The sequence below is a fragment of the Aquimarina brevivitae genome (assembly GCF_004216895.1).
Lineage (GTDB): Bacteria > Bacteroidota > Bacteroidia > Flavobacteriales > Flavobacteriaceae > Aquimarina > Aquimarina brevivitae.
On sequence record NZ_SGXE01000001.1, the window covers coordinates 538,544 to 552,886 of the forward strand.

14 protein-coding genes are annotated in these 14,343 nt (G+C 35.2%); 2 read left to right on the forward strand and 12 right to left on the reverse strand.

The genetic code is table 11. The annotated features are described in order from the left end of the window. Positions 1–96: 96 nt before the first annotated feature. Both EV197_RS02255 and EV197_RS02260 read right to left on the reverse strand, forming a co-directional pair. A complete protein-coding gene (locus EV197_RS02255; protein ID WP_130285112.1) occupies positions 97–792 on the reverse strand; it encodes an ABC transporter ATP-binding protein in 696 nt (231 codons plus the stop codon). 4 nt (positions 793–796) lie between these two features. Next, a complete protein-coding gene (locus EV197_RS02260) occupies positions 797–2,272 on the reverse strand; it encodes a DUF5687 family protein (protein WP_130285113.1) in 1,476 nt (491 codons plus the stop codon). 241 nt (positions 2,273–2,513) lie between these two features. On the opposite strand from EV197_RS02260, the gene EV197_RS02265 reads away from it, so the two are divergent. Next, positions 2,514–3,566: a ferredoxin--NADP reductase gene (locus EV197_RS02265; RefSeq protein ID WP_130285114.1), complete on the forward strand. Its 1,053-nt coding sequence runs from the start codon at positions 2,514–2,516 to the stop codon at positions 3,564–3,566. A gap of 133 nt (positions 3,567–3,699) precedes the next feature. Here the strand turns inward: EV197_RS02265 and EV197_RS02270 are convergent, their stop codons facing one another. From EV197_RS02270 to EV197_RS02295, 6 genes are all read right to left on the reverse strand, one after another. Next, on the reverse strand, positions 3,700–4,470 hold the full coding sequence (locus EV197_RS02270; RefSeq protein WP_130285115.1) for a GLPGLI family protein: 771 nt from the start codon (positions 4,468–4,470) through the stop codon (positions 3,700–3,702). 27 nt (positions 4,471–4,497) lie between these two features. Continuing rightward, positions 4,498–5,553, reverse strand: coding sequence for a glycosyltransferase family 9 protein (locus tag EV197_RS02275; RefSeq protein ID WP_130285116.1), 1,056 nt, complete (start codon positions 5,551–5,553; stop codon positions 4,498–4,500). Between the two features lie 143 nt (positions 5,554–5,696). After that, a complete protein-coding gene (locus EV197_RS02280) occupies positions 5,697–6,305 on the reverse strand; it encodes a DUF4254 domain-containing protein (protein WP_130285117.1) in 609 nt (202 codons plus the stop codon). A gap of 7 nt (positions 6,306–6,312) precedes the next feature. Then, positions 6,313–7,308 carry a DNA adenine methylase gene (locus EV197_RS02285; protein ID WP_130285118.1) on the reverse strand — a complete coding sequence of 332 codons (996 nt, stop codon included), beginning with the start codon at positions 7,306–7,308 and terminating at the stop codon, positions 6,313–6,315. A 6-nt stretch (positions 7,309–7,314) separates the two neighbouring features. Beyond that, a complete protein-coding gene (locus EV197_RS02290; RefSeq protein WP_130285119.1) occupies positions 7,315–7,953 on the reverse strand; it encodes a hypothetical protein in 639 nt (212 codons plus the stop codon). A 2-nt stretch (positions 7,954–7,955) separates the two neighbouring features. Further along, positions 7,956–8,876 carry a DUF6427 family protein gene (locus tag EV197_RS02295; RefSeq protein ID WP_278041936.1) on the reverse strand — a complete coding sequence of 307 codons (921 nt, stop codon included), beginning with the start codon at positions 8,874–8,876 and terminating at the stop codon, positions 7,956–7,958. A 102-nt stretch (positions 8,877–8,978) separates the two neighbouring features. Here EV197_RS02295 and EV197_RS02300 point away from each other — a divergent pair, with 102 nt between their 5' ends. Next, positions 8,979–9,209, forward strand: a complete 231-nt coding sequence (locus EV197_RS02300) for a DUF6341 family protein (RefSeq protein ID WP_130285121.1) — start codon at positions 8,979–8,981, stop codon at positions 9,207–9,209. Between the two features lie 57 nt (positions 9,210–9,266). Here EV197_RS02300 and purD read toward each other — a convergent pair whose 3' ends face one another. The 4 genes from purD to EV197_RS02320 all read right to left on the reverse strand — a co-directional run bounded on the left by purD (position 9,267) and on the right by EV197_RS02320 (position 14,343). Continuing rightward, positions 9,267–10,538 (reverse strand): phosphoribosylamine--glycine ligase, encoded by a 1,272-nt coding sequence (gene purD, locus EV197_RS02305; RefSeq protein WP_130285122.1) that lies wholly within the window; start codon positions 10,536–10,538, stop codon positions 9,267–9,269. 89 nt (positions 10,539–10,627) lie between these two features. Then, positions 10,628–11,722 (reverse strand): O-antigen ligase family protein, encoded by a 1,095-nt coding sequence (locus EV197_RS02310; protein ID WP_165388980.1) that lies wholly within the window; start codon positions 11,720–11,722, stop codon positions 10,628–10,630. A gap of 281 nt (positions 11,723–12,003) precedes the next feature. After that, the gene (locus EV197_RS02315) at positions 12,004–13,356 is read right to left on the reverse strand and encodes an exopolysaccharide biosynthesis polyprenyl glycosylphosphotransferase (protein ID WP_130285124.1); all 1,353 of its coding nucleotides are present in this window, start codon (positions 13,354–13,356) and stop codon (positions 12,004–12,006) included. After that, positions 13,357–14,343: a UDP-glucuronic acid decarboxylase family protein gene (locus EV197_RS02320; RefSeq protein WP_130285125.1), complete on the reverse strand. Its 987-nt coding sequence runs from the start codon at positions 14,341–14,343 to the stop codon at positions 13,357–13,359.

Genomic DNA, 14,343 nt, shown 5'->3' on the forward strand with positions numbered 1-14,343 from the left:
TAAGAAAATCACCTGCTTTTCTATTGCAAAATGGTAAAATTAGTAAGCTTTTAAGAATAGCTGTTATCGTAGTACAATATAGATTTGTACTAATGGCTACTTATTAAAATGAGCTTCAAGCTCCTGCATGGTCGCTTCTGAAGTCATTAAATCCTTAACGACCTCCCCTTTTTCCAACACCACGATGCGTTTACATACCTCAGTAACGTGTACTAAATCGTGACTAGACACCAAAACGGTTACGTTTGGATCTTCCACCATTTCTTTGATGATCTTCTTCAATCGAATTTGTGTAGTTGGATCCAAATTGGCAAAAGGTTCATCAAGTATCACCACTTTAGGCTTGCCAATAAGCGCGGCCACAATCCCTACTTTCTTTTGGTTACCTTTAGAAAGATCTCGCAAATACTTTTTTTGACCTAAAATTTCTCCGTGGAAAAAATCTTGAAACTGCCCTAACAATGCATCAACATCGGCTTTGTTTTGACCTCTAAGTTCACCGATAAAATAAAAATACTCTTCGGCGGTCAAATAACCGATCAAAAAGGTTTCGTCTATAAAAGCCGAGGTATAGGTCTTCCATTCCTCACTTTGATCAACCTGAACACCATTATTTTCAATATGGCCTGTAGAGGCCTTGATCAAATCTAATAAACAGCTAAACAATGTTGTTTTACCTGCCCCATTGTTACCTACCAAACCAAAACTGCTTCCGCTTGGGATTTCTAAATCATCTATTTTAAGTACGGTGTTTCCAGAATAGGTTTTGGTTAAATTATGTATCGTTATCATCCTCTTACTTTTTTTGTTTATACGCTGCAAGCGTTTTATACTTTTCTGTTTTGTAAATTTTTTCAATTAAATCAAACACCCTATCCTTAAACGCAAACCCTATAACTCCTGCGATACCCACCAAAGCATAGCCAGCATATGGGCTATAGGCATAATGACCAATAGCATAGAGAATCATAGGCAAAGCCATTTTCGGTAACGATAGCAACAAAGTTTTGACATTAAAAGCTTGTTTGTCACCAAACGCCTTTTTATTGCTAGTCAGATCGATTGGTGTTTTAACGTAGGCACCAGCCCATAGCACCACGTGAGAATTTACACCGATGTTATAGACCGCGGCCACCAATATGGCTACATACACATCCCAACCAAAATACAAGTATCCTGAGGCTAGTATGGTCGAAACCACAGTAGCTATTACCATCAACCACCATTTTGAAGACAGATATTCTTTATACCGAATGTTTTGACTCATCATCAGTGGATAATAAGCACTATCCCAACTGGGCACAAACTGTCCAAAACTCAGTAAGAACCCTCCGGTAACAAAGATGGCAGCAAATATGCGCCAAACCGGACCGTCATACACTTCAACCGCACCCGTAAAAAACAATAAGCCATAAAATAAAAACATACAACTCACCAGAACTGTGGTACGTGCTCTTTTATTTCGCTTAATTAGCTTAATATCGTTTTTGAGAAAAACAGCAGTTTTACCAAATCGATTTAACCAATCCAGGTTTTCTGTCTTTATGGATTTAGACTTACTGCTAAGTCCCGCATCCAGATACAAGTCGTTATAGAAAGAAGTATAGGCCAGCTTTATCAAAATCAATAAAATAACAACAGGTATCAATACTGCCCACGAAGTAGTAAATAAAAAATCAAATACTGGAGCCGTATAAAGTGTAATGTCAAAATATCCAAAATATTGTAATCCACCCGTTACCGCAAGTATACTGCCTATAATGATGACTAAGTTGTCTTTCTTATTGAGTAAAATATTCAAAAAATTATTGGTATACAACAAGGCTACGATACTTAAAAGCCACAATAGCGTATTGGTAACTGGTTTACCTCCATCTGCTATTAATAAGACCGACAATGGAATAAAGAAAAATGCGTGTATGATATTAAAAAAAGAAAATACCGTTTTAAAAAATGCAAACGAAACTATTTTGCCTTTTTTAAAAGGCAAAATAAGTAAGGGTTTTATATCGATGACAGGCATCTTTTGCAATGCGTAGCGAAACAATAAATCTGCGAATATCCAATACACTAAAAACTGATTGGCAACAGTTAAGGGATCCTGTGCCAATTCTTTCTTAATATAAAAATAAGCACCAAAGCCTCCCCCCAGCATTACAACTATAAAATAAAGCGCAGCTAATCCCATTAGTATCTTCATCCATAAACTTGAAGATAATGAAGCCGAACGCCAAAACGATTTCCATTGTAATCTAAAAAAATGTTTTACCATACCCTTTCGTTTATCTACTTAGTAAGCAAAAACCGTAAATTGTTACAAAAATATGTTAGGAAGTGCCACAAAGCATCAGAATTATTGGAATACCAAGTTTATTAAAATTTCAAATATAAAGCTCTATTACTGATAAAATTCAAACCAGCTTATTGATTTTAGCTTTTCACAATTATTAAAATAATCTGAAAAATTAGCTAAGGAAGAACGGTTTCTTATTTTTGCAAACAAAATTCATCTCATGGCAGATTTTCATAACCTCACCATACACGAAATAACAAGACAGACACCTAGTGCTGTTACGATTAGCTTTGCCATACCAGCAGAGCTTAAAGAAAAGTTCACCTTTACACCAGGTCAATATATCACTTTACAACCCAAGGTAAATGGTGAAGCGATCCGTAGAGCTTACTCTATATGCTCTACGCCGACTGAAGACCTTTTGACCGTAGCTGTGAAAGAGGTGAAAGACGGAACCTTTTCTGTAATCGCTAATAATACACTAAAAGCTGGTGATGTCTTAGAAGTTCACCCACCCGAAGGTACTTTTTTATTGCCGACAAATCCGTCTTCGACTAAAACCTATTGTGCCTTTGCCGCCGGTAGTGGAATTACACCGATTATGAGTATGATCAAAACCACTATGGAGCAAGAAAAACATAGTAGGTTTGTCTTAGTTTACGGGAATCAGTCCCTTTCTGAGACCATATTTGCTAAAGAGCTATTAAGTTTACAAGCTCAGTATCCTGATCGCTTATTTACCGAGTTCTTCTATAGTAGGTCCAGAGAAGAAGGTGCGCGTTTTGGTCGTATCGAAAAATCTACAGTAAATTATATCGTAAAAAATAAGTTTAAGGAGGAGCAGTTTGAAAATTTCTACCTGTGTGGACCAGAAGAAATGATAAATACGGTAAAGGAAACTTTATTGGAAAATGGTATTAGTAACGATAACATTCATTTTGAGTTATTTACCAGCAGTACTGAAACTACGGAAATGGATGCTTCGCTTGAAGGGAAAACCGAAATTACGGTAATCGTTGATGATGAGGAATATTCTTTTGTAATGGATCAGAAAAAAACCATACTAGATGCTTCTTTAGACAAGGACATCGACGCACCGTATTCTTGTCAAGGTGGAATTTGTAGCTCTTGTATCTGTAGAGTTACCGAAGGAACAGCAGTGATGGAAAAAAATAGCATTCTAACCGATGGCGAGATTGCTGAAGGCCTAACACTGGCTTGCCAGGCACACCCAACCTCAGCAACAATTAAAATTGATTTTGATGATGTGTAGCTTTTAACGTTTGTAGGCTACATGTGTCTAATTATCAAAGAATCAACTTTATTATACGCTAAATATTAATATTGAATAAAGAAGAAATGCTAGCTTTTCATTTATTGACACCTACCTTAAAGTGATTGTAATTTTATCGTCGTAAAATATCTATTAAGTTAGAGTTTTGTTGGTATTTCATATACTCTTGATGGGTTACAGTTTTACCTTCAATTGGCTTATTAATTTCTTCATTTTCTGGTTTTAAATTTATGCTATCGAATGCATATTTAAAAGCTCCGATATTCATTTCTAATACTAAGCCAGGTAGTCCATAAAACGCTTCAGGTCCATACTGATAAGGTAACTCTGGTGTGAACCAGACGGTTATCTTTTCCTCCATTATTTCTTTCGATCTAAAGTCAACAGCTTTTCGAACGGTCCTGGCTTTGAAGCATTTGAATTTACCAATCATTTTTGATTCTTCTAAAATGCTCCATTTTAGCGTATCCAGGCTACTTTCTATCAAAAAAAGTTTACCTGCATATTCATTTCGCCAAGATACTTTTTTGTTATTATGGTTAACATAAAAAATTTCTTCCTTCTTGGACTTTCTGGTTGGATTTCTTCTTTCAGACTGTAGGGTTAATTCATCATTCATATAAAAAATAGATTCTTTATCTGAAAATACCAACTTAAACTCAACCGGTTTATTCCTGGACTTCATATTCTGATATATTCTTGCGGTAGCGCCAGCGACATAGTTTCCTAATGAATCCTTTTCTTCATATTTTGGTAATATTTTAAACTCATTTATTCCTTTATAATAAATTACCCCTTTTATATCGTCTTGTCCGTATGTGTATAATGGATATGAGACAACTATAAACAATAACATTACAATTTTTAAATTCAACGTTTTCATAACTTCTTTTATTTAAAGGTAGCACCACTAAATATTTTGCAATTTATCCACGATCAACTCAGGCGGTATAGTAGTCATCACATTTTCATATCCCGGTGGAAATTTGTTACCATAAATCGAGGTTGGGATCTTATCGTATGTTACTAAATCCGGTAAAATAGCATTTTCATTGGGTTGACCAAAGGGCATAAACCCAGCATACGGATGCGTCACGCCCCAAAGTGTAATCACGGGTATTCCAAACATAGCGGCTAAGTGGGCATTACCACTATCCATAGACAACATGACATCCAAATTGCCAATAAGTTGCAGTTCTTCTTCAAAAGACAGTCGACCGACAATGGAAGTAACCGATTTATATTTGGAGGCTATATTGTTTAGCAGGTCCTTTTCTTGCTTTCCGCCGCCAAACAAAAAAATATCGTAGGTACCAAGTGCATCCAATTGCTCTATCACCTGAATCATTAAATCCAGCGGATAGCTTTTGCTTTGGTATTGGGCTAAGGGTGCTATACCTAACCATTTGCGCTGCGATGTACCTATTAGTTCATTAATCTTTGGTGTTAATGGAAGTTTTTTAGGAAACTGATGTGTGGTCAAATCAATTGCTAACCCTAATTTGGCAAATACATCCGCATACCGCTGATGCGTTGATTTGAGTTGTTTAAAATCTTTATTATCCGCTCGGGTCAATGCTTTTTTCTCGGCTCTGCCTTTGTCGATTTGTTCTACCTGAACACCTGTGAATTTAAAAAATGTTTTGAGAACATTAGATCGCAACACATTGTGCAGATCAGCTACGGCATTGATTTGTAGTTTTTTTAATTCTTTGTATAATCTTCTTAACCCCAGTACCCCCTTATGTCTACCATCAACATCAGCAACGTAAACTTCAACATTATCCAATGATGAAAAGATGGGTTTAAAAAATGCTCTGGTGAGTACTGTAATCTTTAGGTTAGGGTATGTAGCCACTAAAGTACGCAGCACCGGTACTGTCATTGCCACATCACCCATTGCCGATAATCTAATGACCAGTATATGGGCATCATTTGCAATTGGAGTACGAGCGGTAGCTGCCATAATAAAAAGGTAATTTGTTATCGATTTGTAAAACCCGCGTTAGGGGTAGAGCGGATACCCCGCCAACCCATATATGGGTGCGGCGTATGAGCGATGACCCGACCCCTATACCGATCCTAATCCGTATAGGGGTAACGCCCTTATTATTTTTCGCCTCGTAGTACAGGATTAAGTTCATCGTCGTTATACATTTTCATCTGTTTATAGACTTTCATGTATTTATCACCATTCGCTATATCATCGAGTAGTGTTTCGATCGCCTTGGATAGGTCCACTTGTTGTTCTAATAATACATTCAGCTTGTTTTGGCAAGCTGCCTTGTGCGTATCCGTAGCGTCTTCTCTTATCGTTTCCTCGCGCATGTGATACACTTTAAGCGCTAAAATTGATAACCTGTCAATACCCCAAGCTGGACTTTCGGTATTTAAAGTAGCCTCTGGTTTTGGCACTACGTCTTTAAATTTTTCCAAGAAATAACTATCGATATACTCTACCGTATCGGTACGGTCTTGATTAGAGGCATCAATCTTACGTTTTAGTTCTAATGCCGCTACTGGATCGATATCCGGGTCTCTAATGATATCCTCGTAATGCCATTGTACGGTGTCAATCCAGCATTTGCGATACAACAAATGCTCTATGGTTTGTGTTTTGCTGTCATAAGGATTAGAAAACTCCTGATCCACACTATCAATAACGTGGTACAGTTCAATCACCTCCTTGAAAATTTTATTTGCTTTATCCGTGAACATGCTTTTATTATTTTTCTAAAATGTGTAAATATTCTTTAGTTACTGTGGCTTTATGATTACGATTTTCAGTCTTATCTGCTTTAAATCTTTGATACGCTGTGGTACTTAAATCATACTTGCCATATTTTTTTAAAATCCTTTTAATTTCTTCGGCACTCATCAAGCCTTCGTTATTATAACTCAAAAAAATGTAGTCAAACTTAGCTTCTTTGATTAGGTTTTCAAAAGAAGCAGCTACCTCTCCTTTTTTACAATATGTTGATCTGTTATAGGATCGTAAACCTGTTTTGCCAGCTGGTACAAAGGTATCATATTTTGCGATAGTATTTAGCATATGATAGTTAGCTCCATATTGCCTGGCATTATAGGGTGGATCTAAGTATAAAATGTCTCCTTCAATGTTTTTAATAAGGGTATTACTATCCTGATTATATACCTTATGTGCGTTTTGAGTGATCTCAAAGTTAGCGGGTTGAAGTTCCAATGATTTTTGCGCCGTTTTTTTCAGATTTTTTAAAAATGCGCCATACACTGAAGCTGTATTGGCCACTTTATCGGCACTCTCCAATAAAGATGCCAATAAGAAATAGTACATAGAGTCATCTATAGTATTTGATTGGTGCCACGTCTCTATTTGTGCTCTGATGGCATCTATTTTTTTGCCATTATCATCACTAAAATACTGTCGATTGGAACCGCTTCCTTTGCAATAATTACTAAAGATAAAGCCCGCTCTTCCCTCCAATTGATTTAATTGATCAATATACTGCTGGGCATTGAGCTCCTTATGATTTTCAATGTAGTTTTTGTTAAGTATATAGCTGTAGTATTCTAGATCATTGGCAATTATCGTCTTTGCTTCTGGTTTAAAAGTTCTACCCACAATTCCAGTTCCTGCGAACAAGTCACAAAAAACCTTATCCGACAGGTCTTCTCCTACTGTTTGATGTACAGTCGACGCAATAAAAGTTGATAATTTATATTTAGAACCAATATAGTTCACTTAGGGTTATTTTATAGCCCAAATCAATCCTGCATAGGTAACCTTATGCGGTTGCAACTGGAGCTTTGTTAATTTGGCGTCGTCAAATTTAGTAACATATGTGGAAATAATGTCTTTTAACCAGCTAATTTCTGATTTTAGTTTCCAGTGCTCGCCATTGTTGGCGTATACCACAATAAAAAGCCGATTATCGAAATGCCTGCGCTGCTGGTTACTTTGATGTGTATACAACCATTGTATTAAATCTTTTGGATTATTCTTAGCATAATTTAAACTATGCTTGTACCGATTTGGAAATCTGGTGGTTTTATGATCAAATTTTATTCCTTGTAGGGCAAAATCCACTAATCGGTCTTTTCTATTTTTCTGAGGTACTACCTGAGGTAATTCTGAAAAAATAAACTCCACTGCTACAGCACTCCAGAAGTTGTACCAACGATTTATCGTATAATAAAAAAACTCTTTTTTATCCAATTGATTATCGGATACCCCTTTAGCAATTTGGGGAATCAGAGCATCCCAATATTTTGTTTGGTAAATGAAATTGCTATACGAGTCCCAGAGATCATTTTGTTTTCGATACCAAACATACTTATAGGCAAGCCTTTTTTTAAGTTCTATTTCGATATCGGTAAGGCAAAGCATTTTTAAAATAACAATAAAAGAAAAGGCAAAATGAATAGTACCCAGATATTAATTTCTTTGACTATGTCGTTAAGGTCTGTTTCAAAATAGGTAGTGGATATCAACGCTAATGGACAAACCAAAAAATAAAGCTCTGAAATTTCTCTTTTTGCCGACAGCACCACGACACATATTCCGATTATTAACTGAGCTATAATTAAACGTAATACTGATTTGACCAAGGCTGGCTTACGTCGAAACCTAGCCATATACACAAACAAAAAGAAAACCCCACTTATCATCAGTACACCAACGCTAAATATACTCCGTGGATTTTGGTAACCCGAAAAGTCAATAGATAATTGTGTGATGTACTCATTATGCGGAATTAAGGTATCCTGAAATAGCAGATACAAACAGGTAGTGAGAATGTAAACGGTAGCAAAACCAACGATGGGAATGATCCAATGCCGATAATTTCTTCGAGCAAAAAAAGCAATCGCCAAATAGATTAACGCAAAAAATAAAATACTCCAAAAATAGGTAAAGGTCGCCAAAGCTATTAATATGGAGGCATCGAAGATTTTACTTTTCGTTCTTTTTTCATTTCTCAGGCTTAATAAGCTTCGTAACGCTAACATAATGAATAAATTCGCAAGTAAAACATCCACAGCTATTAAACCGGTAGGTATCGTGGCGCTAAAAAATGCGAATAAAAAAAGGGCGTAACTATTGGGCCGTGTCAGTTCATTACGCTGTAAGACATTAAATAATACCAAGGGTGTGGCCAAATACACTAATAGACCAGCTATAGATAGTAAAATACTTGTATTTTGGAAGTTGGCATTGGCCAGGTAATGTGCCATAGTGTATACCAAAATCATATAGAGACCAATAAAAACAAAGTTTATGGGTTTGGATTTATTAAAAAAGCTTGATAACACTACTATTTTTTATATTTTTGTCGTTAGAAATGAATTAAAACGAAATTAACAAAAAGTTTTGTGTTAACTAACTGAAACTTTTGATTATATAATAAAACTGATATGAAAGAATTTTTTGAGTCAATAGAATCTCTTTTTGTGGATGTATTGTTTGCTCCACTTGACTATTTAAGAGCATTAGAGCTAGAGAGCTGGAGTGCAGCTAATATTATTAACTGGCTGTTTATGTTAATTGGTTTTGCTGCTTTCTTTTATTGGATGAAAGAACTTAAGAAGTTTAATGATAATAATGAAGAAGACAGAGATCCAACGGCTCATTCATTCTTGAACTAATTGAAGAAGTAATTCTTAAAAAAAATGCCCTAACGAATTAGGGCATTTTTTTATTGATTAAAGATCAAATCCAAGATCTTTTCTGTAGTACATTCCCTCAAAATCTAGTTGCTCTACATTTTGATAGGATTTATGTAATGCATCTTTGAAGTTATCGCTAAAAGAAGTGATAGCAATCACCCTACCACCATTAGTCAATACCTTATCATTTTTTAAAGTAGTCCCTGCGTGAAAAACTAAGGAATCTTTAATGGCTTCGATGCCTTTTATTTCCTTCCCTTTTTCGTAAGCTTCTGGATATCCCCCGGATACTACCATAACCGTAGCAGCAGCTCTTTCATCAATGTCTATAGTTACTTTATCTAAGTTTTGTGAATCTAATTGCTTAAAAAGCGTCACCAAATCTGTTTTAATTCTAGGAAGCACCACTTCTGTTTCAGGATCCCCCATACGTACATTGTACTCAATTACCATTGGGTCATTACCCACTTTAATTAATCCTATAAAAATGAATCCTTTGTATTCAATATTTTCCTTGGCTAAGCCAGCAACGGTTGGTTTTACGATTCGCTCCTCTATCTTTTCCATAAAAGAAGCATCCGCGAATGGAACCGGTGAAATAGCACCCATTCCTCCTGTGTTTAAACCTGTATCGCCTTCTCCAATACGTTTATAATCCTTTGCTGTTGGTAGTATTTTATAATTTTTTCCATCGGTTAGTACAAATACACTTAACTCTATACCATCCAGAAATTCTTCAATGACCACCTTCGCACTTGCTTCGCCGAACTTTTTGTTGGTTAACATATCCTCTAAGGCTTCCTGCGCTTTTGTAAGGTCATTAATAATAAGGACCCCTTTACCAGCTGCTAATCCATCAGCTTTTAATACATATGGTGGAGTAAGCGTTTTTAGAAAATCCTTTCCCGCCCCCAATGATTCTGCGGTGAAGCTTTGGTATGCTGCCGTTGGAATGTCGTATAAAGACATAAACTCTTTAGCACGTTCTTTACTGCCTTCTAAAAGTGCACCCTTTTTTGAAGGTCCTATCACATTGATGTGTGCTAAAGTTTCATCCTGTTTAAAGAAATCATAAATACCGTTGACCAAAGGATCCTCTGGACCGACCACCACCATTTCAATAGCGTGCTCAAGTACTAAGGCTTTGATGGCTTCAAAATCGTTTACAGATACCGCTACATTTGTTGCGATCTGAGCTGTGCCCGCATTACCTGGTGCAACAAATAATTGATTGCAAAATTCACTTGATTTTAGTTTATGAGCAAATGTATGTTCTCTTCCTCCGGATCCTAAGATTAAAATATTCATAGACTTTAGTGTTGCTTTAATTAGAGGCTTCAAAAATACTTTTTTCGCTTCGGTAATGCTAATATGATGGACTAAAAGTACGGGGTGGCTTATTGATTTCTTATGATTCTGCTTCCAAGAATGCTTCTTTCCTTAAGTAATAAAGGAATGATAATGGACAGAAAAACAATACCATTAAAACGAACCAGCATAGACTCGAAAAAAATAGATATCGTAAGCACTAAAAATACCACAAACTCATTTCGACTGCGCTGCATTCGGATACTTAAATAAATAAAAATTGCTACCAATACACCAAACCCTATAATACCCGTTTGCAAATAAGTTTGTAAAAATTGGTTATGCGCATTGTATCTATTTTGATAGTTTTTTAAATAATTAAGGTCTTTATACTTATCTATAAGTTTTTGTTGGGCGTCACCCACGCCATAACCAATAAAAGGAGACTCCTCCATTAATTGCCAAGCTGCATGCCAGGTTAATAGTCTGGTGTTTTCTATTGAAGTACTGCGAGAAACAGTTTGTACACTATTCTTTTTGCTATTATTTAAAATTCTTGCATTACCTAAAAATATAATGGATCCTAAAATCATCATCATAACAATCAAGTATCTTTTACCCTTATCCTTAATGTTTATGGCTAACATTAGACACATAATAAAAAGAATCAAATAAGCTGCTCTGGAAGCTAATAAGAAAAGATAAGTAAACAGGATAAATAGAATAATTGACTGTGTTTTTGTGGTCAACTTATTTTTGAGATAGTAACTTAATACTAATAATATATACAGTGATATATAATTAGGGTTTACCAGTGCAGAAAAGTCCGATTCTAAAAGATAGGTACCTCCAAGTTTTAAAGCATACAAGAGAGAAGAAATAGTTTCCTCGAAATCATTATTTAAAACTAACTGTTCTTTTACTGTTTCATATATCTGATAACCTCCAATGCTTATATTGATACCAAATGAAATCAACAATCCCGCTAATAAAAAGTCAAATAGCCGTTTTACGGTAGCAGCATCCTCTTTGACAAACAAAAAAATAATTGGAAAAAATAACAAAGAGATTGAACGAACTATCAATTCAACTCCTTCATTTATATTCTGGGTATATAAAAGACTGGCGCATAGAATCAAAAAATAAATAGGAAACAACAGCAATACTCTGTTTTCCTTTTTCATGGTTATTTTTTGTCGTAGTACATGTACCACACCCAGTACCATGGCGATAATAAAAAACGGGGTTGGTAAATTAATCCCAAGAGGTAAACACAAAAAAGCTATAAACAAGCTATTCCAAAAAATAAAGAGCACTGGGTCTTTTTTATCCCAATAGAAAAAACCTAAGATCTTTGATATTTTATTTTGTATAAGAATCAAATAAAAGCAATTATTCAATTATTGAAGTAGAAATCTGTAATCAAAGCTATGATAAAATTAGTACATAAACCATAGTTAACGATTTAATATGCTTTTTCTTGTCCTCTGATTAGATTAATGAAGGTTTCGAATATAATTTTGAGATCTAATAACAACGACCAATTTTCAATATAAAAGATATCATATTTTACTCTATTAATGATGTCTTCTTTATTTATAATCTCTCCTCTGTACCCTTTTATCTGAGCAAGGCCGGTTAATCCCGGCTTAACGGCGTGTCTAAAGATAAAATTATACTTATCAATTCGTTTGGCATATTCTTCAGTATATCTTGGCATATGAGGTCTTGGACCCACTACGGACATATCACCTAACAACACATTAAAAAATTGTGGTAACTCATCGATACTGGTTTTTCGCAAAAATCGACCAATTTTAGTCACCCGTTTATCATTTTTTTGTACCTGATCCTCATGTTCTGATGAATGGTACCTTAAAGATCTAATTTTATAACACGTAAACTCTTTGTAATTAATTCCGTTTCTTCTGTGCTTATATAGAAAAGGGCCGGAAGATTCCATTTTGACCAATATATATAATACAGGAATTAACCATGAAAGCACCAATACAATTACCAAAATGGAGAAAATAATGTCAAAAATCCGTTTGACCATTCTATTTATTGATTTGTTCAATGAAACTTCAGGTATGGAAAGAACAGGCAAATACTCGTAAAAATCTGTGTGTAATCTTTTAGAATAAATTCTCTTTTCGTTAGGAATAAATTTAAGTCCACAGCGTTTTTTATTACAAAACTTCATCACTTGATTTACCTCATCGTCATTGAGATCTTCAATCGAACAATAAATCTCATCAACCTCTCTGGCATTCATAAAGACAAATAGCTCTTCTAATGTATCTAACTTACTTTTATTGAATTCCTTAATAACCCTATACCCTAAATCTTTTCGCTTATTAAAAAATTGCATTAATTGTTTGGTGCTGGCATGGCTTCCTACCACAACAATCCTTCTATTATTACCCCCAAGCTTATAACGATATTGTTTTAAAGCATAATAGATTATAATTTTAACAGCTCCTATGATACTTATCAAAACAGTTAGAAATAGTACTATTGTATCAAGCGCAAACTCAGTTATTCTTAGAACTCCAAAATAAGCAAATAACAAAGCCGAAAAATAAAAAGCTTGTTTTGTTAATAAGGAAAAGAGTCTTACAATTTTTGTAAACCGGTATACTTCATAAAAGTCTGTGATATAAGCGCTAATTAGCCAAGCCAGGCCAATGAAAATAAAAAACGAATATCCAAGAATTGGTTGAAAGAAAATACGGGCTAAAATTAATAAAATCGAAAGATCCGAAATGACCAGTAATGGTCTTATTAAAAACGAATATCTTCCTCTCTTTATTAACATCTATACTTGTGAATACGATGAAAAGTCTTTGTGTTCCCTTTTATTCAATTCTTCTTTGGTAAACGTTTTAAAAAAATCTAAGGTCTTTTGCATTCCCTCAGCTCTACTTACTTTAGGCTCCCAATCTAAAATTTCTTTAGCTCTGGTGATATCTGGTTGTCTTTGCAGTGGGTCATTTTTAGGCAACGGTTTATAAATGACTTTTTGTTTGGTTCCGGTTAGTGCAATAATCTCATCGGCAAATTGTTTTATACTTATCTCATCAGGATTTCCGAGATTAACAGGGTAATTATAATCACTAAAAAGCAATTTATAAATACCCTCTATCAAATCATCCACATAACAGAAAGAACGCGTTTGAGAACCATCTCCGAACACCGTTAAATCCTCGCCCCGCAAGGACTGTCCAATAAATGCCGGTACTACACGCCCATCATTTAAGCGCATACGGGGACCATAGGTATTGAATATCCTAACAATCCGGGTTTCTAATCCATGATAGGTATGATAAGCCATTGTAATGGACTCCTGGAAACGTTTGGCCTCATCATATACGCCTCTAGGACCGATGGTATTAACGTTACCAAAATAATCCTCATTTTGCGGATGTACTAAAGGGTCTCCATATACCTCGCTAGTAGAAGCGACCAAAATTCGAGCTCGTTTTTCCTTTGCTAAACCTAAGAGGTTATGTGTACCCAATGAACCTACTTTAAGGGTTTGAATCGGAATTTTCAAATAATCAATTGGGCTCGCCGGAGAAGCAAAATGCAAAATGTAATCCAATTCTCCGGGTACATACACAAACTTGCTTACATCGTGATTGTAAAATTCAAAGTTTTTAAGCTTAAAAAGATGTGCGATATTATTTAAATCACCTGTAATTAAATTATCCATGGCGATCACATGAAAATCTTCATTTATAAAGCGATCGCATAAATGAGATCCCAAAAAACCAGCGGCGCCTGTGATTAAAATCTTCTTCAT